Source organism: Vibrio toranzoniae (assembly GCF_024347655.1).
Lineage (GTDB): Bacteria > Pseudomonadota > Gammaproteobacteria > Enterobacterales > Vibrionaceae > Vibrio > Vibrio toranzoniae.
Genome location: NZ_AP025515.1, coordinates 139702 through 164357, shown reverse-complemented (window position 1 = coordinate 164357; position 24656 = coordinate 139702). Strand labels below are relative to the sequence as shown.

At 43.1% G+C, this 24656-nt stretch carries 21 protein-coding genes; 11 read left to right on the top strand and 10 right to left on the bottom strand.

From position 1 onward, the window contains the following. Positions 1-234 precede the first annotated feature (234 nt). The gene (locus tag OCU50_RS15260; RefSeq protein ID WP_060466781.1) at positions 235-1317 is read left to right on the top strand and encodes a site-2 protease family protein; all 1083 of its coding nucleotides are present in this window, start codon (positions 235-237) and stop codon (positions 1315-1317) included. A gap of 130 nt (positions 1318-1447) precedes the next feature. On the opposite strand, the gene OCU50_RS15255 is transcribed toward OCU50_RS15260, so the two are convergent. After that, a complete protein-coding gene (locus OCU50_RS15255) occupies positions 1448-2236 on the bottom strand; it encodes a M48 family metallopeptidase (RefSeq protein WP_060466780.1) in 789 nt (262 codons plus the stop codon). Between the two features lie 165 nt (positions 2237-2401). Here OCU50_RS15255 and OCU50_RS15250 point away from each other — a divergent pair, with 165 nt between their 5' ends. The 5 genes from OCU50_RS15250 to OCU50_RS15230 all read left to right on the top strand — a co-directional run bounded on the left by OCU50_RS15250 (position 2402) and on the right by OCU50_RS15230 (position 6213). Further along, positions 2402-2827, top strand: a complete 426-nt coding sequence (locus OCU50_RS15250; protein WP_060466779.1) for a hotdog fold thioesterase — start codon at positions 2402-2404, stop codon at positions 2825-2827. A gap of 89 nt (positions 2828-2916) precedes the next feature. Then, a complete protein-coding gene (locus OCU50_RS15245) occupies positions 2917-3150 on the top strand; it encodes a DUF3389 domain-containing protein (RefSeq protein WP_060466778.1) in 234 nt (77 codons plus the stop codon). 163 nt (positions 3151-3313) lie between these two features. Next, the gene (locus OCU50_RS15240; RefSeq protein WP_060466777.1) at positions 3314-5005 is read left to right on the top strand and encodes an SgrR family transcriptional regulator; all 1692 of its coding nucleotides are present in this window, start codon (positions 3314-3316) and stop codon (positions 5003-5005) included. A 30-nt stretch (positions 5006-5035) separates the two neighbouring features. Continuing rightward, positions 5036-5947, top strand: coding sequence for a DMT family transporter (locus tag OCU50_RS15235; RefSeq protein ID WP_060466776.1), 912 nt, complete (start codon positions 5036-5038; stop codon positions 5945-5947). Between the two features lie 14 nt (positions 5948-5961). Further along, a complete protein-coding gene (locus OCU50_RS15230; RefSeq protein WP_060466775.1) occupies positions 5962-6213 on the top strand; it encodes a hypothetical protein in 252 nt (83 codons plus the stop codon). An 88-nt stretch (positions 6214-6301) separates the two neighbouring features. Here OCU50_RS15230 and OCU50_RS15225 read toward each other — a convergent pair whose 3' ends face one another. Beyond that, a complete protein-coding gene (locus tag OCU50_RS15225) occupies positions 6302-6910 on the bottom strand; it encodes a DUF2238 domain-containing protein (protein WP_060466774.1) in 609 nt (202 codons plus the stop codon). 199 nt (positions 6911-7109) lie between these two features. Here OCU50_RS15225 and OCU50_RS15220 point away from each other — a divergent pair, with 199 nt between their 5' ends. Both OCU50_RS15220 and OCU50_RS15215 read left to right on the top strand, forming a co-directional pair. Further along, on the top strand, positions 7110-7949 hold the full coding sequence (locus OCU50_RS15220) for an isopenicillin N synthase family dioxygenase (protein WP_017058308.1): 840 nt from the start codon (positions 7110-7112) through the stop codon (positions 7947-7949). A gap of 165 nt (positions 7950-8114) precedes the next feature. Continuing rightward, positions 8115-8753, top strand: coding sequence for a DNA-J related domain-containing protein (locus OCU50_RS15215; RefSeq protein ID WP_060466773.1), 639 nt, complete (start codon positions 8115-8117; stop codon positions 8751-8753). Between the two features lie 78 nt (positions 8754-8831). On the opposite strand, the gene mrdA is transcribed toward OCU50_RS15215, so the two are convergent. The 5 genes from mrdA to OCU50_RS15190 form a co-directional block, all read right to left on the bottom strand. Further along, the gene (mrdA, locus tag OCU50_RS15210; RefSeq protein WP_060466772.1) at positions 8832-10730 is read right to left on the bottom strand and encodes a penicillin-binding protein 2; all 1899 of its coding nucleotides are present in this window, start codon (positions 10728-10730) and stop codon (positions 8832-8834) included. A gap of 294 nt (positions 10731-11024) precedes the next feature. Next, a complete protein-coding gene (locus tag OCU50_RS15205) occupies positions 11025-12680 on the bottom strand; it encodes an ABC-ATPase domain-containing protein (protein WP_060466771.1) in 1656 nt (551 codons plus the stop codon). A gap of 120 nt (positions 12681-12800) precedes the next feature. Then, positions 12801-14708: a sensor domain-containing phosphodiesterase gene (locus tag OCU50_RS15200; protein WP_060466770.1), complete on the bottom strand. Its 1908-nt coding sequence runs from the start codon at positions 14706-14708 to the stop codon at positions 12801-12803. 179 nt (positions 14709-14887) lie between these two features. After that, positions 14888-16087, bottom strand: coding sequence for an enoyl-ACP reductase FabV (gene fabV / locus OCU50_RS15195; protein WP_060466769.1), 1200 nt, complete (start codon positions 16085-16087; stop codon positions 14888-14890). 81 nt (positions 16088-16168) lie between these two features. After that, positions 16169-16810: an arylesterase gene (locus OCU50_RS15190; RefSeq protein WP_060466768.1), complete on the bottom strand. Its 642-nt coding sequence runs from the start codon at positions 16808-16810 to the stop codon at positions 16169-16171. Here OCU50_RS15190 and OCU50_RS15185 point away from each other — a divergent pair. The 3 genes from OCU50_RS15185 to OCU50_RS15175 all read left to right on the top strand — a co-directional run bounded on the left by OCU50_RS15185 (position 16809) and on the right by OCU50_RS15175 (position 21910). Further along, positions 16809-17483, top strand: coding sequence for an ABC transporter ATP-binding protein (locus OCU50_RS15185; RefSeq protein ID WP_060466767.1), 675 nt, complete (start codon positions 16809-16811; stop codon positions 17481-17483). The two genes, OCU50_RS15190 and OCU50_RS15185, sit on opposite strands and share 2 nt — an antisense overlap. A gap of 1 nt (position 17484) precedes the next feature. Then, on the top strand, positions 17485-19923 hold the full coding sequence (locus tag OCU50_RS15180; protein WP_060466766.1) for an ABC transporter permease: 2439 nt from the start codon (positions 17485-17487) through the stop codon (positions 19921-19923). Between the two features lie 532 nt (positions 19924-20455). Further along, positions 20456-21910: an FAD-dependent oxidoreductase gene (locus OCU50_RS15175; protein ID WP_060466765.1), complete on the top strand. Its 1455-nt coding sequence runs from the start codon at positions 20456-20458 to the stop codon at positions 21908-21910. Between the two features lie 146 nt (positions 21911-22056). Here OCU50_RS15175 and OCU50_RS15170 read toward each other — a convergent pair whose 3' ends face one another. From OCU50_RS15170 to OCU50_RS15160, 3 genes are all read right to left on the bottom strand, one after another. Next, the gene (locus tag OCU50_RS15170; RefSeq protein ID WP_060466764.1) at positions 22057-23007 is read right to left on the bottom strand and encodes a 5-oxoprolinase subunit C family protein; all 951 of its coding nucleotides are present in this window, start codon (positions 23005-23007) and stop codon (positions 22057-22059) included. Then, positions 23000-23749, bottom strand: a complete 750-nt coding sequence (locus OCU50_RS15165) for a 5-oxoprolinase subunit B family protein (RefSeq protein WP_060466763.1) — start codon at positions 23747-23749, stop codon at positions 23000-23002. Before OCU50_RS15165 ends, OCU50_RS15170 begins: the two co-directional genes overlap by 8 nt. 120 nt (positions 23750-23869) lie before the next feature. Further along, positions 23870-24613: a 5-oxoprolinase subunit PxpA gene (locus tag OCU50_RS15160; protein ID WP_060466762.1), complete on the bottom strand. Its 744-nt coding sequence runs from the start codon at positions 24611-24613 to the stop codon at positions 23870-23872. Positions 24614-24656 lie beyond the last annotated feature (43 nt).

The window sequence follows — 24656 nt, the reverse complement described above, 5'->3', positions numbered from 1 at the left end:
AGTTGTGATTTTGTGAGGTTATGTTTTAAAGGGGCGGCACTTTAACATCGATAATATAAACATAATCAATAGTTTATTAATGGTTGGAGGTGTGACCAGAGTGTTTATGCGTCGTTGCGGTATAAATAGTGTTCAATAGCTCAATATGTAACAACTTTGTTTGTGTTTACCGCTATTCGCTAAATCGGCATAATATCGACTCATTTTGATAGTCATTAAATTGGAATTTTAAGTTTGGAATTACTCGCGATAGAGTTTCTTGGTAAACCGCTTCGTTTAGAAGGATCAATGGCAGGGTGGCAGCAGTTGTTTTGGGACAACACGTTGGTGTCTCAACTGGATGCGAACTCAGAAGAAGACGATCTGAGAACACACACATTTACCCTTCGTTCTGGTGAAGAAACGTTGCAGTGTCACGTTGAGTCGACCGTTCAATGGCAGCCCTTTGAGATGACGTATAAAGCATCGGTTAATGGGCAAACCATTACCGAAGGAAATCGCAACACTAAAGATATCGAACAACAGACTCCGGTTATGGCACCTAAGCCTGAAAAGCGTTTTAGTTTGATTGGCTTGGTGTCGCTCGGAATGAAAGCGCTGAAGAGTGCTAAGTTGATTAAAGTGGTGCTTGCTTCTGCCAGTTTAGCGGCGTATTCATGGCTGTTTTCTATTCAGTTCGCACTGGCCTTGATCGCTTGTCTTATGTTCCATGAGTACGGGCATATCAGAGCGATGAAATACTTTGGGATGAAGACAAAAGGGATCTACTTAATCCCATTCCTTGGCGGATTAGCGCTTTCAGACGAAAAGATTAATACTCGATGGCAAGATGTGGTTATCTCGATCATGGGACCATTGTTTGGTTTGATATTGTCGTTGATATTTACGGTTTTGTACTGGGCAACTGGCGAGATGTTCTTCGCTGGTCTTGCCGTGTTTAACGCCTTGTTAAATCTATTCAATTTACTGCCAATTTTGCCACTCGATGGTGGCCACGTGTTGAAAAGTATCAGCTTTTCGATGAACAGCGTATTGGGTATTGTACTGTGTGTCGCAGCAGCCGTTGCCGGTGTCGTGTTGAGTTACCAATTGAACTTAACCCTGTTTGGTTTTCTATTAATCATGGGTAGTGTTGAAATTCTGTTCGAATGGAGAGGCCGTCATCATAGTCACTTGTTGCCATTAGACAGATACGGCCAAATCGTATCCTTCCTTTGGTATGTGGGCTTAGTAACAGGATTAATTGGTGTTATCTGGTACTTCGCTTCAACTGGTGACCAATTGCTGAGCCTGCCGTTACAGATTCTAGGCACTTAATGCATATTTATAACTGAGTGACTTGTTCATAAAAGTCCAGAGTCGCCAAATATAAACAAAACGAAAAACGCCCTAACCATTTGGATAGGGCGTTTTAATATCTGCGATATTAAGTTGTGTGTTCGTTAATTCATACTTTGCAATTTGGTTTAGCAACGTTCGATTGAGGCAGTGTCGTGATCTTGGTTTGCAGATCTTTAATTCGAGTACTGTGAGACGGGTGCGTAGAAAGTAACTCTGGTGGTTGATTGCCACCTGATGCTTTCGCCATGTTTTGCCATAAATCGACGCTTTGGTTTGGATCAAACCCGGCTTTTGCCATGTACTCTAGGCCAACGATATCAGCTTCGGACTCTTGAGTTCGACCATAAGGCAGAATCACACCATATTGAACACCCAAGCCTAATGCGGCCATGGTCATGCCTTGATACTGTTTGTATTCTGATGAACCGAGAGCAACACTGGTGATCGACAAACCTGTATTGGCGAGTTGTGATTGTGATAGGCGTTCGTTACTGTGGTCAGCAAGAACGTGTGCCACTTCATGCCCGATAACCGTTGCCAATTGGTCTTGGTTCACCGCAACATTGAGTAACCCCGTGTAGACGCCAATCTTTCCGCCTGGCAGAGCGAACGCGTTCACTTGGTCGCTATCAAAAACCACAACTTCCCATTCACTAAAGCCTTGCTTAGGAATGTGTTGAGTAATACTGTTCGCTACGCACTGAACATACGCGTTGGTTTTTGCATCTTTACTAATGGGTTGCTCTTTCTTCATCTGTTCAAACGACTGTGCGCCAAGCTGAGACATATCTTTATCTGAAAAAAGCAGCAGTTGGTTTCTCCCTGTCGGGGAAGCGCTACACGCGGTTAGGCCTGCAAGAGTGAGAAGCGAGGCAAACTTCGTCCATGACGTCATACAATATCCTCTGTGTATTCGGTTTTTATGCATGTTAACATCAACTTGCGTAATAACTAATAGCTGTAAGATAACTATTGTCTTTAAGACCATTATTATCGCTAGAACACCATTAGTGTTAATAAAAAGGCTCACGCACTAACAAAGTATAATTAAGGAACCCACATGAGTATTTGGAAAAAGCCCGTTGATCTAGATATCTTCAACGCGACCTCAAAAAATACCTTAATTGAGCACCTCAACATTGTTTACACCGAGGTTAACGATAACTCCTTGGTGGCAACCATGCCGGTTTGTCATTTCACCCATCAACCACTGGGTATGCTTCATGGCGGCGCATCGGTAGTTTTAGCCGAAACGCTGGGATCACTAGCAGCAAACTTCTGCGTACCCGATGGTTACTATTGCGTAGGGCTAGACATCAACGCTAACCACGTTCGTTCGATGCGTGAAGGGCATGTTATCGGCACCGCTGAGCCTATTCACCTTGGCGTATCTACTCAAGTATGGCAGATAAACATCACTGATGAACGTCAACGCTTGGTGTGCACAAGCCGTTTGACCATCGCAGTGAAAAAGCATAAACGTTAGTTCTGCGAGCAAGGTGAGGCACTGTAATCATCCTAACCACACCTGATTAAACCTCATTTACACACTGTTTATTTTAGTTAGAGAAATCCATGGTCATAACGTTTAAAAGTGGAAAAGTCATCGCAACGGCGCATGAGTTGGTTGTTCGTTTGGACGGTGAACACAGAGTCACTATGCAAGCTCAAGTTGATGCAATTCAACTGATCGGAAAAGGGGCAAACGTGATTTCAGTTAATGGCTCTGAATGCAAATGGTCGATTAAATTAGACAACGAACAACAGCTTCGTGACATCGCCAATGAAATTGGATGCGATGTGATGTAATTACTGGTTATCACTGCGTTTATTTCTGATGTCTATCCCCTATTAGAGGCACTAAAACGACTCACATTCGTTACCTCTCCATAAAATTGTATAAGTTCGATTGATTTTGACTCTTAAAATAGGGAAACTAAATTCAATATCCTTTGAGTGAGTTTTCCTCTTTATGAGCAGCCCAAGACTTCGCGTTCAATTTGAAACCCTGTTTGAATACTTCGATGGTAAAGATTCTGATGTTCAGCTTGATGACATAACAGATGTGCTCTGTTGTACACGTCGTAATGCCAGAATGGTACTGAACAAGCTTGAAGAAGAAGGTTGGGTAGAGTGGTTACCTGCAGCGGGTCGCGGTAAATTGTCTCAACTTATCTTTAAGCAGAATCGGTGCGATGTTAGTGAAAACCTAGCACGCCGCTATTTAGAAGAAGGTAAAATCGGACAAGCGCTATCGGTACTTGACCACAATGCCGCAAAACTTACTCAAGTTATTCAAAACTACCTGGGCGTACAGTACCAAGAAGGTGAACAAGTTATTCGTTTACCTTACTACCGTCCGCTCTCCATGCTCAATCCAACCAAATCGATGCGACGTTCTGAGCAACACATCGCTTGTCAGGTATTCAGTGGGTTAACTCGCTTAGATGAGAACGATCAGCTACAGCCTGATCTCGCGCATTCATGGCAAAAGATTAACGACAATCAATGGCGATTCTTCTTGCGGCCGGGCGTCCGTTTTCATAATGGCGAACCGCTATTGACGAGTCACGTTGTGGACACGCTGCTTTTACTCGAACCGCTCAATATGTTCTCTCATATTAAAGATGTCTCATCACCTGCAAATTGTGTGGTTGATGTCTTTCTAACGCGTCCAGATAAATATTTCCCACTCGCGCTCACCGAATCAGTCGCAAAAGTGACTCTGCCGATGATTTTACGTGGTGAAGATTACGATATTCGTCCAATTGGTACTGGCCCGTATCGCATTGAAAAGAATGACGAAAAACAACTCGTTTTAACGGCTTTCAATGGATACTTTGGTTTTAGGCCATTGATCGATCGTGTGGAAGTTTGGGTTGTTGATGAAGCCTATTCGTCGATGGTTTACCCAAGCCTTTCTAAACCAATAATGGCTGATCGTGGTGATAGCGATGAAGTAGAGCTTGATCCGGGCTGTACGTATTTACTGTTGAATAGAAAAAAGGGCATTGCACAAGATCCAGAATGGGCAGAGTTTCTATCGAACGCGTTGAATGCCTCTGACTTGTTTGTCCATATTCCAAAAGAGACCGTTATAGACTTGGGTGTGTTACATGCTTACGGGATCAAACCCGGTTGGTATGACATCAAGTTAAAGGTACCTGTTTGTCCACCAGCAAGTGTTAAACCGAGCATAAAATTGGCGTATCAATGCCAACACCCGATGTTCCCAACACTTGCTAAAGCCATTGTCACTGTATTGAAGCAATACAATGTCGATGTTGAACTTTTCGGTTACGAAACCGATCCTCCACATGCCGACAATGTTGATATCTGGATTAACCCAATGGGTATTGCCAACAACCGAGATGACGCGTTGGCTTTCTGGTTGATGGATTACAGCTTCCTGGATGAATCTAGCCCGGCAGAAGACTTCGATCAATGGTGTCACATGATTGATCGTTGGCGAACCGGTGAGTTTGAACAATTCCCAGCAAGACAACTTGGTAAACAACTCGTACAAAGTAATCAATTGGTACCGATGTTCCACTGTTGGTTAGGCGTAAACAAAGACCAATGCGGTACACTGCAAAACGCTAAGTGTAATGCATTAGGGTGGTTCGACTTTAGCCAAGTTTGGGTAAAACCTGAAGTTGATTGAAACCCGAGACAACTCGATTAGGACAACACAATGCAAACCGTGATTATCACACTCATTACGCTGCTGGCATTTGCTGCCAATTCAGTATTGTGTCGTTGGGCCTTAATGGATCAAACGATTGATCCTTTGAGTTTTTCGATCGTGCGTATGTTATCGGGAGCACTCACTTTATTGATTTTATTAACCTTATCTTCAAACGCTAAGCGCAAACAAGTTAAAGCAGCAGACAGCAACACATCGATCTATACCAAGGTTCGCACTCAGTTTGATCTAACCGCGATATTGACTCTACTGGTTTATATGTTCGGCTTTTCGTTTGCTTACTTAACGCTAGGTGCAGGGCTTGGTGCTTTGGTGTTGTTTGTCGCGGTGCAATTCACCATGATTGCAGCGCACCTATTAGCTGGTAACAGAATGTCATCGATTGAGTGGGTTGGGTGTTTATTGTCTGTTGCGGGGCTTGTTTATTTGCTCATGCCGACGGGCACGACAGGCTCATCGGATCTAATCTCCATCATATTAATGGCTTTAGCTGGGGTTGGGTGGGGCATTTACACACTGGCAGGCAAGAAATCGACAAACGCACTTCAATCGACTACGGCCAATTTTGGTTTTGGTTCGTTAGTCATTCTTGCATTGTTAAGTCTTCTAGCCTTCATTCCGAGCGTCGCGGAACAAATATCCATAACCGAGCAAGGTTTGATTTACGCAGTATTATCGGGAGCTGTGGCCTCTGGCGTGGGTTATAGCTTGTGGTATTACGTCGTTAAGAAACTAAACACCGTTGTTGCATCCATCGCGCAACTCTCTGTTCCTGTTATCGCAACACTTGGTGGGGTCTTACTCTTGTCCGAGCCGGTCACTATGCAATTTGTTATCTCTTCGACCGTCATTTTACTGGGGATAAGCTTGGTTCTTGTCGCCCCTAAACTTAAGAAATAAAGAGTTGAATCACTATGGCTAAACCAAACAAGAAACAACCGACTAAGACGGTTCAGATTTTCTGCGCAAAATGTAAGACACAACTTTTCAAGTATCGGAAAGGTGGTAAAGGTGCTCTCGTCAAGTGTTTTAAAGAACGCATTGTTGAAGATTTCACGACAGAGCCCTGTATTTGCCCTGAATGTGGCATAGAGTTCGCACGTGATACCTTCGTTAGAGGCACGCCAGCCTACAAATTTGTTGGCGGTAAAGTCACGATGAAATAAAAATGCCACAGCACTAATTGTGTGTGGCATTTCAGACCTGTTATTGAAGTTAAGAACTGATCTTGATGTTAAGAATTGGAGGCTAGTATCAATGAACTCTAACTCGCCCTTGAAGCTTGAGAAGTAACAACGAGACTATTGCTCCAGTTGTATCGCAGAGCATGTCTTTCTGAGCATCCCAAATATCACCTTGTGACCCAAGGAATGCGATACCTTCATCGCCACCTGCAATTTCCGCGTACCACCATTCAATAATCTCATACCCTGCTGCAACACTCATGATGGCGAATAGAGCAAAGAAACACGCCAACACTGGTTGAGCTAATTTCTTACGAATCAAATATTCAGCGAGCGGGTAAGCATAAAGACCAATAGCAAAATGAGCGACTCGATCAAAATTATTGCGATCAGAGCCTATCATGTTGTTAAACCAATCAAAGGGCACTTCTGCGAAAGTGTATTTGGCGCCAATTGTGTGTAGAGCTAGCCAAATAAACATTAGAACGTACGCTGTCTTTGAAAAGGTGAGCTTGGTAGAAAGCCACCATATACCGGCAAGAATACTAAGGGCGGGGGTGATTTCTGCTATCCATACCGCCCTTGAAAAAGGTTCAATAGCAGAGAATAGAAATACAGTCAGGTAAAGAACTGTCAGTGACAGCAAGGGGATGTTTTTAGCAAGAGGCGTTGTTGTCATATCAATCTCTCGTAGAATTTTTAGATATAGTTACATAATAATGAACGCTGTTCAATTGAGTTTGATTTACCAAACCTGTTGAAAATAAGCGTTATAGCCCAGTATCTAGACAAACGATTGCGAGAGTTTCACAAAAGTTTGATTTACAGCAAAGCGAACCATAAAATCCCTGAATCACTACATAACAAGAAAGAAAGTCATGAAACTGGAAACTGTCGATTATCTTGCTGACGACGCAGCAGAACAATTTGTTCGCTCTCTACGTGAAACTGGATTTGGCGTACTAAAAAACCACCCGATCCCAAAAGAGCTTGTTGAGTCAATTTACGAAAACTGGTACCAATTCTTCATTTCTGAAGAGAAAGAAAACTTCCACTTTAATGTTGAAACACAAGATGGATACTTTCCGCCTTCAGTGTCGGAAGTTGCAAAGGGACACACTGTAAAAGATATTAAAGAGTACTTTCATGTCTACCCGTGGGGTCAGGTTCCTGAACCGCTGAAAGAACAGATTCTAGATTACTACCAACGCGCAAACGCATTTGCTCAAGAGCTTCTAGGTTGGGTTGAAGCGCACGCGCCACAAGAAGTACAAGAGAAGTTCTCAATCGCACTTTCTGAAATGATCAATGGTAGTCAACAAACCTTGCTTCGCGTACTTCACTACCCACCAATGCAAGGTGATGAAGAACCAGGTGCAATCCGTGCTGCTGCTCATGAAGACATTAACCTGCTGACTATCCTGCCTGCATCGAACGAGCCTGGCCTACAAGTTAAAGCACAGAATGATGAGTGGTTAGATGTTCCATGTGATTTCGGCAACATGATCATCAACATCGGTGACATGCTACAAGAAGCGTCTGGTGGTTACTTCCCATCAACGACTCACCGTGTAATCAATCCATCGGGTGCGCGTCAAGAGAAATCACGTATTTCTCTACCACTTTTCCTTCATCCGAAACCAGAAGTGGTACTCTCTGAAAAGTACACGGCGAACGAATACCTAATGGAGCGATTAAGAGAACTTGGTGTTATCTAATTCGTCTTAATTGTATATTGTAAGGGGCCAGCGTAAAGCTGGCTTTTTTTATTTTTACACGTCTAACGGTATGAAATTTAATTTGTTTGAACCTCGACAAGTGACCATGAATCGATTTCAATTAACAAGTTACTTCAATATATACGTCAATAGGCTTACTTAATTATGTCTGACAAAGCAGCTACATCAAATCATCAAGGTATTAGGTCCACTTTTCAGGCACATATGGAGAACCCTTTGCTTTGGCCCATTCTGGAGGTGCTTAAGCAACAACCGAGTGGATGGAAAGTGCATACCTTGGCGGCGCATCTCAACGATCTCGGCTTGGTGCCAGTATTAGATTCCGTGCCTGAAAAAGAGCTATTCAAAAAAAACTTCTTAATCATGAATGCACTCTATCAGTTGCAAGACACCTTATACCCTGACAGCTGGCTTCAGGTTCAAGCCATGGACATTGAATTGATGAACGGGCGTTATCATGGCAGCACTCATACAATCGATATTGAAGACCCACTGCGTGATTACTATATCAATTGGCTTAACTATGAAGCTGATGAAGGTGAAGTAAAGCGGCTGTTGAATGAGTTTTGGACGCGCTACAAGAAGTTTGTCGGTGGCAGCGAAACGGATATGGACAGAAGCAATGCGCTCAGTTTATTCGAGTTACCACTGGATGCGACTCAACAAGATATTCGAAAGCGATGGAGACGCCTTGCACTGCGTTGGCATCCGGATAGAGATGAGGGCAATACCTCCAAGTTTCAGACGCTCTGTGAAGCATGGCACGTACTACGAAGTTCGTAATTGAAAAGCACTTACTGCGTGGTTACCTCCAATAGAAAGCCCCCATTGTGAGTGATACCAATGGGGGCTTGGTTTTTACTACGAGTGATCTTTTCTTTCGCCACTTTTATGTTCAAATGCGTAATCGAGTACCTTACGAATGTATGGCGCACCCACTTTTGAACCACCGTTACCATGCTCGATAACCACTGTCGCAACATATTCAGGGTTATCATAAGGTGCAAACGCGGTATAAAGCGCGTGGTCGAGTAGGTGACGTGCTAGCTTCTTCGAGTTATAGACCTGATCCTTTGCCAAGTCGAAAACCTGTGCCGTTCCTGATTTACCACCGCTTACATACTCAGCGCCCTTGAAGGCTCTTCGACCACTGCCTCGACTGCCATTGTTTACCAACCTCATTGCATTAATTGGTACGTCCCAAACCTCATCGGGTACTTCTTCAATCGATGCCATCTGTTTTGGCACAACAGGCGTTTGCGTATCAAAGTCTTCACCATGATCTAACGTTGCTCTTAGAATGTGTGGAGGCATCACCTTACCGTGATTCACTAACACAGATGTGGCTTTAGCTAGTTGCAGTGGAGTAGAAGTCCAATAACCTTGTCCGATACCAATCGGCACGGTATCACCTTGATACCAAGGCGTGTGATAACGCATCATCTTCCAATCACGAGTCGGCATATTGGCGTTACTTTCTTCATAGATATCGATGCCTGTAGGTTTACCAAAACCAAAACGGTTCATCCAAGTAGAAATGCGGTCGATACCTAAATCAAAGGCCGTTTGATAGAAGAACGAATCTACAGATTCTTCAATCGCTCGCGTCACATCAACAGGCCCGTGTCCCCAACGTTTCCAGTCTCGCCAAGCTTTCGAGTTTGATTTGGAGCCGGGGATTCGCCATATACCATGGTCGTTACGCACGGTATTTTCCGAAATGACATGTTCTTGTAAGCCAGCAACGGCCATAAAGGGTTTGACGGTCGAAGCGGGCGGGTACACACCTAAGGTTGTTCTATTCACCAGTGGGCGGGATGGATCGTTTAATAAGGCTTGGTAGTCTTTACTAGAAATGCCATCGACAAAGAGATTCGGATCATAGCTAGGACTAGATGCCATCGCCAATACGCTATTGTCTTTTGGATCGAGAATCACTGCACTACCGGTACGATGGTTCAGTTGGTTGAAAACGTATTTTTGTAGTTCGATATCAATATTTAAAACAATGTCTTTGCCGGCAACTGGAGGCACATATTGAATCGTTCTCACAACACGGCCACGGCTATTGACTTCGACCTCTTGATAACCTTTGGTGCCATGAAGTATGTCTTCGTAATATCGCTCAACGCCAAGCTTACCGATGACGGTCGTCGCTTGATAGTTCGCTTCTATACCTTGTTCTCCCAACTTTCTAAGATCGCTATCATTGATGTGTGCCACATATCCTAAGATATGAGTAAGAACCTCACCATTTGGATAGAATCGTTTCAAACTGGTATCGATAGACAGGCCGGGGAATTGATATTGATGAACGGAGAACTTCGCAATCTCTTTTTCAGTTAGGTTCTCCAATATAGTCACAGATTTAAAACGACGTGTGTTGTGATAACGTTTTTTGAAACGAGTAATCTGTTCAGGATCACGCGGGATGAATTGGTGGAGTTTTTCGAGCATTAAGTCAATGTCAGCAGTTTGCTCTGGAATCATGGTCAAATCAAAGACGAGTTGATTTTCCGCCAATAACACGCCATTACGATCATATATCAGCCCGCGAGTAGGCGCGATAGGCAGTACTTTGATTCTATTACCATCCGCTCGGGTTTGGTAACTTTCGAAGTTTTCTACTTGGAGCCTATATAGGTTTCCAACTAAGACGAAGGTGAAAATAAAAATCCCAATAAATGCGACGATAACTCGGTTTCGAAACAAATTTATTTCGCTTTTATGGTCACGAATTCTTACGCCTTTGTGGTTCATCAATATATCGACCTGTTACATTTAGTTACACTTTCCAAGGCTGAACTTTATCTGAATACCACTAGGGCATTGTAAAAGCTGTGTCATTATTTGGATTGTCAGGGATAACTTATAGTTAATTGAAACATATCGGCTTAAGTCACACCCAATAAGTCGGTTGTTAACAACGTAAAAATAGCGTTATTGATGTATTAATCGTTATAGAGTTGGTATTGCAAGGAAGGGGGCACCATATAAAAAACGGCCCTCATGAATGAGAGCCGTAAGTTGAAACAGTGCTATCTGGTAGACAATCTAGTTAGTAGGTTTGAACTGAGACTTACGCATACGGTTCAAAGCAGCCATAATGTCCAACGTTCTTGGTTTTGCTAAATCACCGTACTTTGGCATGTTAGCGTGCCATTCGTTTTCTAAAATAGTGTTGAACTCTTTCGCTGGATTATTTGACCAACCTGGCGTTTGTGCAAACTGAAACCAAGCCCAACCGATCGCATTGACCTCTGATGTTGACTCAAGTTGCTCTAATGCAGAAAGGTCTGCGAACTCTTTACCAAAGCGCAGTGATTCTTTGCCTTTCGCGCTAACACGGAACTTGCCATCCATAAGAATGTTCATCAGTGATACGCGGTTCAATGAACGCGGTACAAACATCTCTAAAGCCGTTTCACATTCATTAGTACGTTGAGTAGGGTGCTGAGCAATCACATCTTTTGCTTTTTCAGTCACGTCTACCGCTTGGTAGTCGTGCATTTGAATTACAGTGTTTGCTACGTCTAGGTAATCACCAGAACCACCCATTACCACGATGGTTGAGATATCCATCTCTTCACGTAGTTGCCCGATACGATCAACAAGCGGTGTGATTGGCTCGTCCCCTTTAGAGACTAAAGCCTGCATACGCTCATCACGAATCATGAAGTTGGTCGCTGACGTATCTTCATCGATAAGTAGAGTTTGTACACCGGCTTCAATTGACTCTTGTAACCAAGCCGCTTGAGACGTAGAGCCAGACGCATCTTGAGTACTAAAATCACACGTGTCTTTCTTCATTGGTAAATGGTTGATGTAGTTTGACAAGTTCAAGCTGTGTACACATCGGCCATCTTCCGCACGAATCTTCATCGTATCAATGGCAGTCACAATACCCTCGCGACCATCACCAGGAATATGATTGTAGATAGAACGTTCAACAGCGTTCAATAGCGTCGATTTACCGTGGAAACCACCGCCAACGATCAATGTGATGCCTTTAGGAATGCCTAGGCCAGTCACATCACCTTGGTTTGGCGTGTTTAGTGTTACGCTCAATGATTCTGGCGCTGTAAAAGGAACTGCATCTTTCATTGGAAGATCACAGTTACCCGCGATACGGGGTAGCACACTGCCGTTAGCAACGAATGACGCTAGATTATTTTCGTTTAATTGAGCACGTAGCGCTTCTTGGTCTTCAATCGTTTCACAATGTTTGATCATCGCATCGATGTTCAGTTCACGCTCAAGCGTTGCACGGCGAATAAACTTCGGTAAGTAGAAAGTGATGATGTTGAGCGCTTTCTTAGCAAGAATGCTACGTCCATCAGCTGGTAGGTTGATACGGAAACGAAGTTCAATACCGTGCTCAGTAAACACAACCGATGTGCTGTCTAAAACCGTTTGACCCGTCAGAGCGATAGATATGGAAGATTCTTGTTTAGCGAACTCAGAGAAGCTACGTGCAATAAAGTCACGAGCTGCTACTTGGTATTCGTAAGACTTTTCTTTCAGCCAATCTAACCCAGTTAACGACCACGCGCGCGTTGCGCGAAAACGAGAAGCTGACGCGTACGGGTCACCTTGAATGTGGTCGATGTGTAATTCAAAATCAGCAAAGTCGTATTGACCTTTAATTTGTTGATATGCACGGTAGTTTTGTTTTTCGAGCTTTTTAAGCTTTGCAGTCAACTGATCCATAACGAGGAATGCCTATATAAGGGGAAAGATAAAAACAGAAAGGCGGCGATTATAAAAATCACCACCTATAGAGTAAAGAGAAAGTAGGCCTAAATTGAAAACTAACTACTCTTTCGCGCTTTAAGCGTATCGAGTTGTCCCTAAATAGTTTTGATTGATTAAGCTGTGTTCGAATTCTTTACTCGGCATCGGTTTACCATAGAGGTAGCCTTGGCCCACATCACAGCCTTCATCAATAATAAATTGTTCCTGAACTTCGGATTCTATGCCTTCAATAATCACTTTTAAGTCTAACTTCTTAGCAATTTGAACAATAGAACGAACAATTTCAGAGTCTTCATTTGAATGCAGCATCTGATCTATGAAGCTCTTATCAATTTTAATTGAGTCAAATGGGAATTTTTTAAGGTAACTGAAAGAGGCGTAGCCTGTACCAAAATCATCTAGTGACAAGGTAACACCAATGTCGTGTAACAGTTCTAAAGTGTTTTTAGCAACAACTTCATCTGCAATAAGTCCACTCTCGGTAACTTCGAGTTCCAGGAAGCTAGGCTTAAGGTGGTAGGTTTCTAATAAATGGACAACTTGTTCCGCAAAATGTGCATTCTTAAGTTGTACCGCAGAGACATTAACTGCCATCTTGAAATCATCGACGTATTCAGACCACTCTTTGGCTTTTTCAATCGCATTACGTAAAACAAAGCTTCCTACTTCAAAAATCAAACCGTTTTGCTCTGCCATATGTATCAAGGTCTCGTTGGAGATATCACCTAAAATCGGATGGCGCCAACGTAGTAAGGCTTCAGCACCTAACCAACGATGAGTCAAAGGGCAGACCTTAGGTTGAAAATAGAGCATGAGGTCATCATTACGAACGGCTTGTAATAAATATCCTTCTATCTTATTGATGTGGCTTTGTTCTTCTGTGTGAGACTGAGAGTAATAAGCGAACTTTTGTCCGGAATCTTTACAGGCGAGCATCGCTTCTGAGGATTTTTGGAGAATGCTTTCTGCATGATCTTCTTTATCAGTAATCGCAATCCCAATAAATGCATGCAAATGAACTTTGTCATTTTCGATCAAGAATTCTGAATGGCCGACCTTAACTAAAGTTTGGCAGAGTTCTTCAAGGCGGTGGTGTACATCCTTAACGCTAAAAGCAAGAACGAGCTCGACAGAAGTAGGGCGCGCCGTTAATACCTCAATATCGTCAATGTTGTTGATTCGTTTTCGATACTCGACAAGTACTTGATCTAAGGCGCTATAGCCATAACGTGCTTGTATACGCCTGCCATTAGTAAATCCAATATGAATTACAGCAAACGAACAACCAGTTAACCTTCGCTGTGACAGTAACTTTTGATTTAAACGAGACTCGAATGCATTTCGGTTCAAAAAACCGGTTCCGAGATCGTGATTTTTTTGGAAGTTTATTTTTTGTTCGGCGGCTCTTCGTTTATCAATTTCTTGGTTTAATGAATAATTAAGACTGGCGAGATCTTTAGTTCGACTGTACACGCGGTTCTTTAACTCGCGGTTCACTTGGGTAAGCTTAGCATGCTGAAATAAAGTTTTGAGCTGAGACTCTATCGAAGTGCGAAAGCTTTCTAATAGCTTGATATAGGTAGGAGTATAGTGATTCTCTTTAGAGTCCAAAATACAAATGGTGCCAAAGAGTTCACCATTAGGCCAAAGTAATGGGATACCGCAGTATGAGACTAAACCAAGCTCTATATCTGGGTTATTTTCCCATTGAGGGTCACTTAAAGCATTGGGCACAATCAACTGTTGCTGAGACTCCATCACGCTTTCGCAATAAAGCCCACTCCCTAAGGTTTCTGAATCCCCTTTAGTGTAGGGATTGTTTTGGCTGTTACTGGTTGAAAATACTTCTATAGAATTGGCATGAACGCGCATGATCAGTGCTGCTGGCGTTTGAGTCAGTTCTGCCAAAAGGTCGACGATGTTCTGCCAGCCAGACTTCATGTCGTCTGGAATATCTAGATCGAGCGTTTGTATTTTCTTCATATGACTCCGAGTCAATTATGCTAAATGCATCAACACATCCTGTGTTAACCACAATGAAACCAAAAAACCTATAAATATATCATTTAATAAGTATAAGAAAAGTTATAGAAAAAAACCTCTGCAATTAAGCAGAGGTTCTCGAATGTGAATACGTGTCTCAGTATTAAGATGATTTTATCTTAAGGCACTAATTTTATGAAATCAGAGGTGTTAAGTTGCTGACTATAGTCTACCGATTGTTGGGCAAAACCATTTAACTGCAAAAACTCTTGTTTGAATCCTTGATAGTCGCCCAACGTTTGAAAGTTATTTTCATCCATGTTTTTAAGAATTTCTGTTACATGAGATTGAGTTTCTGCATCAAGTTCCAAGTCATCCATTCGAATTAAGCGTTCACCATCAAGCGGTATCTTTTCTTGGCCATACAGTTTAGAGCTAAACAAGCGTTGCATTTGTTGAATACATCCTTCATGTGTCCCTTTGTCTTTCATTACTTTATACAAAGCGAGCAGGTAAGGGCTTAACCCAGGAATAAATACGCTGGCCTTAGTGACCAGAGCTTTACAGACCGTAGCATAAGCATTACCACCAAAGTTCGCTAATTCAAGATTGAGCGCATGGCTTGTTTGATGAAGGTCTATCTTGGCGCGGCCTAAAGTGCCATCTAAGTAAATAGGGTGAGTTACTTCTGGACCAACATAAGAAAACGCAATCGTTTTACACCCTGGAGCGATAGATTCCGCGTTGATTAGCTCGTCTATCCAGCTTTCCCAATCTTCTCCGCCCATGACTTTGAGTGTACTTTGTGCTTCTTCTTCCGTCGCCGCTTCAAGAGTGTTGGTTACCCAGCTATCGTGTTCAAGTGAGATCGTCGCTCCGGTGACGCTTTCTCCGATTGGTTTAATAGCAGATCGCCAAAACTCCTCGGAACCCGGTTTAGGTCTGACGGCAGCGGCTAAGCTGTAGATAATCAGGTCAACTTCACCTTCGAAGTAGGTTTCGATGGCTTCGACAACTTGCGAGCGTGTCTCTTGGGAAAAGGCGTCGCCGACGATATTGATAGCGGTACGTTGCTCTCGTTCAGCTTCTTTCTTGAAGTAGATGTTATTGTACCAACCGGCAGTCCCTAGCGATTTTTCATTAGGGCCACGTTCGAATGAAACGCCGATGGTGTCAGCTTTAGCACCGCCAAAGGTAAGGGCGATACGAGCGGCAAGGCCGAAGCCCGAAGAAGCACCGATGATCAGTACTCGTTTAGGACCGTCTTTAATTTGAGGAGCACTCTTAACAAACTTAATTTGTTGCTTTACGGCTTCTTGGCAGCCTAATGGGTGCGCGTTTTTGGCCACCACACCCTTGATAATAGGTTCGATCAGCATAAATAACCTTGCAGTTTACAATGATATGCACTCAGGTTAACGTAAAACTGTGTAAAATTTATTGAGCTAGACCATTAAAACCTAAAGATACTGATATAATTCTCCGGCGACGAATTCCGCAATCCAAGGTTGAGCCTCTGGTTTTGGATGGAGTCCATCGTTCATCATCCACTCTGGTTTAAGAATGATATGTTCCAGAAAAAACGGAAGAAGTGGTACCTTTTTTTGATCGGCAATAGACGCAAACACGTATTCAAATTGCTGGTTGTAACGCTTACCGTAATTAGGCGGGATTCTAATTTGCATCATAATCGGTTTGGCACCTGAAGCTTTTATTTGTTCAATGATTTGGTCTAAATTTGCAGACATCAACTTAGGTGGAAAACCGCGAAGCCCATCATTCGCTCCTAGTTCAATGAGAACACTATCAGGAGCATGCTCTTCAAGAAGTTGTGGTAGACGAGCTAAGCCGTTGCCAGTTGTGTCACCAGAAATACTTCCGTTAACCACGGTAACCTCTTTATTGTGCTTCGCTAGCGCCTCTGGTAACAAACTTGGCCAACTCTGTTTGATGTCCATGTTGTAACCAGCACTCAAGCTATCGCCGAGGATCAATAGAGTCGCTTTTGGAGTTAACGTAGGATTTCTAACTAGCTCACTATTTTGGGCTAGACACGCGGTTGAAAGAAAAATAAAGAACAAAAAGGAAATTAGTCGAGTCATGCATACATCCATCATAAAAGCAGAAGCTGTTTCTAAGACAGTGTCTACTAAACAAGAACATTTAACAATCTTAGAGCATGTTGATATCGATATTCGTGAAGGCGAAACTGTCGCTATTGTTGGAACGTCTGGTGCAGGTAAATCGACCTTAATGACGTTACTCGCAGGTCTTGATGTACCAACGGAAGGTGAGATCAGTTTATTGGGGCAGCCACTCTCGCGACTTGATGATGAAGCAAGGGCTAAGATCCGCAGTGAATCCGTAGGGTTTGTCTTTCAAAGCTTCTTATTAATTCCAAGCCTTTCTGCACTGCAAAATGTCACGCTTCCGTGCTTGCTAAAGGGAGAAGACGAAGACATCGAACGTGCGACTGCTCTGCTTGAATCAGTAGGCTTGAAAGACAGGCTTGATCATTTACCGTCTCAGCTATCTGGTGGTGAGCAACAGAGGGTCGCTTTGGCCCGCGCGTTCATGATTAAGCCTAAGATCCTATTTGCAGATGAACCAACGGGCAACTTAGACCAACAAACAGCGTCCAAAATTATTGAATTGTTGTTTGAACTAAATTCATCACACGGCACAACACTGATCTTAGTAACACACGACCCTAAGCTTGCACAACGTTGCCAGCGAACTCTCAAAATGCATGTCGGTCAGATAGAGGAAGTCTAAATTGAATTCACCAAATGGACTGAACAAGCGATTATTGTCATGGAGCATCGAAGAAATTCGACATGGTCAACTTTGGCCAGTGTCCATCGCTTTGACGTTAATTATTGCTTGTGTATTCGCGTTGTCAGCGTTGGCAGAGCGTATGGAGCAAGTCATTGTTAAACAAGGTAAAGATGCTCTAACAGCGGACAGTGTGTTTATCTCAGCAAATCCAATCCCACAACCTTTACTCGATCTCACTCAGGTTGAGCAGTTGGAAAGTTCTGAACTAACCCGTTTTTCCACCATGGCATTCAGTGATAACTCAATGCAGTTGGTGACGGTGAAAGCGGTTGAGAGTAACTATCCATTGCGCGGTGAAATGATACTGGAGGGCGCTAATAATGCGTCTCGTCATCATGTTGAACCGGGTGAGCTTTGGCTGGATGAACGTATATTTGCTCAGTTAGAAGTTGAAATTGGTGACAATGTCACGATTGGTGATGCGGATTTAACAATAACAGGTCGCATCACTCAAGAACCGGGCTTGAGCTTTAACCCATTTCAGCAAATGCCTGCGGTATTGATACACAGAAGTGATATCGATGCGACGGGTGCCATTCAACCGGGAAGCCGTGTGAGTTTCAGACTGTTTTTGAACGGTGATGATGACAAACTAAAAGCTGCACAAGACAGTATCGAGCTAACACCAAGTGATCGCTGGCGCACGCAAGATTCAGCAAGCCGTACCAACGAGATGTTTGAAAGTACAACGCAATACCTGTCACTCACCGTGGCCATCGTCGTGATCATGGCAGCAACAACTTTAGTACTCACTTGCCAGCACTATGTGGCGAGTCGTCGTAAAACCATCGCGATGCTAAAAAGTTTGGGGGCGAGCAAGCCGTGGATCATTAAATGGCTTTCGGTTCAGGTATCTCTATTAGTCGTGATTGGCGCCGTGTTAGGTATTGCGATTGGTATCGGTTTAGAGTTTTTGCTTCGAATCCCACTGGGTGACTTATTGCCATCGCCACTTCCGAGCTATGGCATCGAGCCCGCTGTGTTAGCTATTCTATCAAGCATTCTGATAGGGGTGCCTGCATTAGGTATACCATTAATCGGCTTGGTCAACACATCGGCTATTAGTGTTATCCAATCAAGTCATAAGGCACACGACAGCTACAAAAAGTTCGCATTGTTGCTTGTACCTATTATTCCTATGATGTTGATGTATGGCGACAATCTGTTGGTATGGATTGTCTTAGCCGGTATTGCGTGTCTGTTCTTAGTGTTAGCTATTGTAAGCACGGCTGTTCTGCGCCTGTTTGGCAAGCTACCAACTTCAACATCAATGCGCTTAGCGTTAAGCCGAATCAATCGAACTCCGCTAGCAACAGGTATTCAGTTTGGCTCGTTAGCTCTTTCGTTGATGCTGTTGTCGATTATCTGGTTGGTGAGAAGTGATCTGCTATCAGATTGGCAACAAACGTTACCAGAAAATGCCCCCAATGCTTTCGCGCTTAACATTGCTGATTATGAGAAAGAGAACTATCTAGCGACCATTGATTCGAATCAAGTAGAACGAACCCAAGCGTTTCCAATTATTCGAGGTCGGCTCACCACGATCAACAAGGTAGAAGCGGCTGAATACAGTAATACGTCAGACAAGACCGATGCTCTTCGACGTGAAATCAACTTCACTTGGGGCGATAGCTTGCCTGAGTACAATGAAGTACTCGAAGGAAGCTGGACACAAGAGCAGGGCGTGTCTGTTGAATCTGATGTTGCAAAAGAGCTTGGCTTACAAATTGGTGATGAACTCACATTTACGATAAATAGCCAAAATGTTGCAGCCCAGGTTAATAGCATACGAAAAGTTGAGTGGCGTGAAATGAAGCCAAACTTTTATTTCATATTTACTCCAGATGTATTGAGCTCGATTCCGTCAACTTGGTTGGTGAGCTTTAGACTCGAAGATAAACACAATCAAATGCTCAATGAATTATCTCGAAATCACCCAACAGTGAGTTTGATGGATATTCGTAAGATGGGCAGCAAAATCCAAGAACTGCTTAAACAGATTGTTTGGTCAATCACTGTGCTTGCTGCGCTTGGCGTGGTTGCTGGGCTGTTACTCATCTTCACACTGTTACGATTGAGCTTATCTCAAAGGCAGCAAGAAATTCGTTTGTATCGCACGTTAGGCGCGAGTAAGAAACGGATTCTGAATACGATTTGGTGTGAGTATGGATTAATGGCATTAGTGGCGGGTTCTATCGCGGCGTTCGGTTCAGAGCTCAGCGTAGCGGGAGTGATGAGCTTTGGCTTCGAACTGACCCCCTCGTTTCACCCCACGTTGTGGGCTGCTTTACCTGTGCTGACCTTTATAATGCTAGCCGCTGTAGTTAACAGTTTGATTAAACGTTTATTAGCTCCGGCAAGTAAGGACTTCAGCTAGACATACAGCTTGCCACTGACACAACGCGTTAAATGGACTAATTGTGAATGTTTATACTTTAGTCACAAGCGAGTTATAGAAACCATCATTTGGTTTTTTTTATTTAACTGGCGAGTACCATGATAAAGAAATTCCACACTTTAAAATCATTGGTTTTCAGCATTTTTTAAAACTAATTGTGCAATTATGCCGATTTAATGAACAACGGTTAGTCCCTGTAAACAAAGGGTTTGCGCAACTTAGCAAGAACGTTATCAACAGTTATCCACAAAAACGGTGGATAACTTTAGGGATAAGTTAATGCCTGTGTTTTAAGAGTGCTGAGACAGCCTTTATGTGGCGTCACTTAGGGCAAATCTGGCTGTTAGAATAACCTTTCTAACTCTATCTGGGGTTATTGAGTCAAGAGGTTATTTATATTTTTTACATAGATATTAATTAACGCAAAGCTAAGACCTTGATAAAAATGTGTTTTAATTCATCGCAGAACAAAAGTAGAATAGCGTCAGTTAATCTTATTCTACAGAACACGATGAACCACAACAAAACGGATAAAAATCAAGCTTCTATTACCATTGTTGGTGGTGGTATTGCAGGGACAACAAGCGCTATTCACTTTAGTGAGTTGGGCTTTAATGTCACTATTTTGGAAAAAGGGCCGAGTTTGGTTAATGGCCCGCCAATTTGCCATTTACACGCTGGTGGCAATTTGTATCGAGATATTTCTGTAGAGCAATGTCTTCAATTGCTCATACAGTCAATTGATACTGTCCGCCTATTTCCTCACACGATCAATATACGACCGACAGTCATTGCTGTTCCGCATAGTGATGGAGGGGAACCAATGGATCTTCTTCCTCGTCTTAAGGTAATTAAGGATGCTTATGCTGAGCTTGTTAAACAAGATAAAAGCAACCAAGTACTTGGTGACCCTGAAGAGTACTACAAGCTCTACAGCAAAGAAGACCTGTTAGAGATAGCTGAAAGAACTCAGCCACTAAAACCAATGTCACTCGATGATTGGTGTATTCCTTTTGCTAAACATACTGATTTAGACACGCTCAAATATCCTGTCGCCATGGTTCAAGAGTATGGATGGAGTGTATTTCGACTCTCTGCGACCGCTCAACTATCTTTAGGCCAGCAGCCTAATTGCACAGTATTAACCAACAGTCGCTTAGAATCCGTTGAAGCGATAGAGCAAGGTTGGTCTTTGACTTATACAGACCATGAAAATCAAAGCCATATTTTAACAACCGACTATTTGATTAATGCGAGTGGTTTCGAGACCGGTATTGTTGATGACTTTGTCGGATCTAGGCAGCAAAGGCTTGTTGAATTTAAAGCCGCCTACGTCACAGAGTGGCCTTACTCACAAGAATGTAAAGAAGAGTGGCCCGAGGTTATCTTCCATGGCCCGAGAGGCACACCGCAAGGCATGGCTCAATTAACGCCGTATGTTGACGGCGTGTTTCAACTCCACGGTATGACAGAAGGGATTACTCTGTTTGAGGGAGGGTTGGTTTCCTCTTCTACAGACTCATCACAACCGCTGTTGCCGTCTAAGCTGTTAAAGAAAATCGTATCAGGTTGGAGTGAAGAGCAACTTGAATTGAGAACTCGCGCGGCAATTACCCATATGTCTCAATTCATTCCAAGTTTTAGCTCTGCGCAGGTTGGCGGCAAACCTTTGTTCGGTGCACAACAAATACCAGGAACCGACCCTAGCCTTAGGGCGTCAGATGTTTCATTTTGTGGTGATCGTTATGCTCGACTTGAAGTGGTTAAAGCCTCTTCAACATTAGAGGCCGCGCAAAAAGTTGCTGAGCAATGGTTTGATATTACTGAAGCCATATCGATTGAAGATACTCACTCCGTGACAATGTCACTCAATGTGAATGATATTGAGAACAGGGCAATAGGCTTGACCAAGGAGCGAGGGTATCCAGACGCACTTGCTAAGGTATCAGGACAAGAACACTGTTAAACAACGCTCTAATTCGCTTAATACCTTACCTAATACAAAATCTCAAAAAAACACAATCCAGCTTACTATTTACAGTAAGCTGGATTTTTCAATTTAACGTCCTATTTGGTTATCTTAATAGAGGAGTATCCATCCAAAGATGTGTATCAATAACCAAAAAACTTCGCCCACTGACACCACAAATCTTGTAATCCCAATCGTTCGCCTTTACTAAAAGATATCTCATGGCCAGGTTTAGCTTGTGCTAAACGCGGTAAGTCGATTCTTGCAACGCAGCCAATCTTCGGATAACCACCAATAGTTTGTCTGTCATTGAGTAACACTATAGGTTGCCCGTCTTGTGGGATTTGAATCGCCCCAAGTGCAATGCCTTCCGACAGTAAAGAAATATCTGGAGAAGCAACCACGTCGCCATTAAGTCGATAACCCATTCGATTCGAGTTTTGGTCAACGATGTATTGAGCGTTGTAGAAGGTCTCTTTTGCTGACTCTGTGAATAGCTCGTTCTGATAGCCTTCAATCACGCGTAAATTGACTGGCAAATTGTAATCGGGTTTGTAACGAAAGGTGACGCTCAGTGCTTTAAAGGTGTGAGATAGTTTGTGTTGGTTAAAACCGATTTGTTGGCCTTGTTGGCAAGGTTGCCCGTCTTGCGTGAGACCTCCAATTTTTTCTCGCGTCACAGTTGAGCTGCTATTAAGAGTATTGGGAACGTTGAAGCCACCTTTAATCGCCAAATACGCTCGCAACCCATTCTTAGGCAATCCAAATGAAAGAACTTGTCCTTTAAAAGCTTGGAAAGAGGTCCAGTTACTCAGCGGGTTACCGTCAAGTGTTGCTTGTAAATCCCCACCGCAGATTGCCATCTCGCAATCGAAGTCAACTTTTAAAACACATTGCCCAAGGGTTATTTCTAACGCAGCTTGGTTAACGGTATTTCCTAGCAGGTAATTGGCCCAACTATAAGAGTAATCGTCAACAGGGCCACCTTGCGTTAACCCTAGATGAGCAACACCAAACCGTCCGAAATCTTGAATCAAACTTAATGGGCCTGGCTTGATGACTGTAAGGGTTGGTTTATCTAGTGATTTAGCCAAATGTGTTACCCCCACTAAGTTCAACAAATTCTTGTTTAGAGATCGCTTTGAAGCGGACAATATCACCAACATCAAGCAGAGAAAGCGGTCGTTGTGTAACCTCTGCATGTTTTAATTGGCTGTGTTCAAACAGCGATAATGGACAGTTGCCAATAATATTCCAACCGCCTGGTGAATCCGATGGGTAAACCGCGGTTTTGGAGTCTGCAATCGCGATGCTGCCTTTAGGAACGCTTAAACGTGGTGTTGAGTGACGAGGTAAAGCCAGTTCACTAACCACATCCGACATAAAAGCAAAACCGGGAATGAATCCTATCGCACTGACACTGTATGTCTCTGAGGTATGATATTGGATGATATCGTCCAGAGATAAGCCTTTCTCTTGATATCTACCTAAATCGAGTGCTGTTTCAGGTGAATAATAAGCGGGAAGCTCAATAATATTCGTCGCCGTATCGGTGGTATTTGAAAATGAGGATAAGGCCTGAGTTAATAGTGAGCTTAGCTGTGTTATCAACTGCTGTTCTGAAATTCGATAAGGTAGATAATCAACTAATATGGTGTGGTAGGCCGGTGTCACATTCATCAACACGGGCGTTAGATTCTGGCGAATAACATCAGAAAAGTGCGCTATATACTGCGCATCGATAGCACTAGAGTGAGGGTTTAAAGGTATTAGCGTAACGAGAACACTGCATTCAGCAACGGGGTCTATATTGAATTCAATCTGATTTTTCGTCATTTCCTTTCCATACATTTATTCCAACTTCCATGTTTAGAGCAGTATCAGCTTGTAAGTTGTTCTTAGCCAACGAGTAGAAATTCGTTCAAGTCACACTGGTATAAATTGAAAGCATTGATATTAATTAAAAGCGTTGAAGTCTTGTCGGATTCTTCTGATTAATGCGATAGATTGAGGGTTATCTCCGTGTACACAGATGGTATCAGCTTCAATAGGCAGTCGTTCCCCCTCAATAGTTGTGACGGATCCATAGTTAATGATTTGCATGACTTGGTTATAGATATCGTCTTGATTGACGTACACCGAGCCTTTTTGTGTGCGAGGTGCTAACAGCCCGTTGTTCAAGTAAGCTCGGTCTGCAAATGCCTCGAACAAAAGTGGTAAGTCATGATCATCAGCGATGTCTAAATATTGTTGGTTGTCAGACGAAGAAAGAATCATGAGAGGGATATTAAATTCAGCCACCGCTTGAGCGACTGCATTAAAAACATCAGTGTTCGCCATCATATCGTTATAAAGGGCACCATGAGGTTTCACATACCCAACCGAGGTATGATGATAGCGGCAAAGGGCTTGCAAGGCTCCAACTTGGTAACACACTAACTCACTGATCTCATCCATAGTATGTGGAATGGAACGACGTCCAAATCCAACTAAATCTTGGTACCCTGGGTGAGCACCGATTTGAGTATGGTAGTGCTGAGCAAGTTTGATGGTTTTGGACATTACGTGTGGATCCGATGCATGAAAGCCACAAGCGATATTGGCCATATCGACCCATTCCATAACCGATTCATCATCACCCATTTTCCAATTGCCGAAACTTTCTCCCATGTCACAATTAAGCAAAATCTTCGTTGGCACTTATGTAATCCTTTAAGTTGTGGTATCTAAAGACGTTCGTATA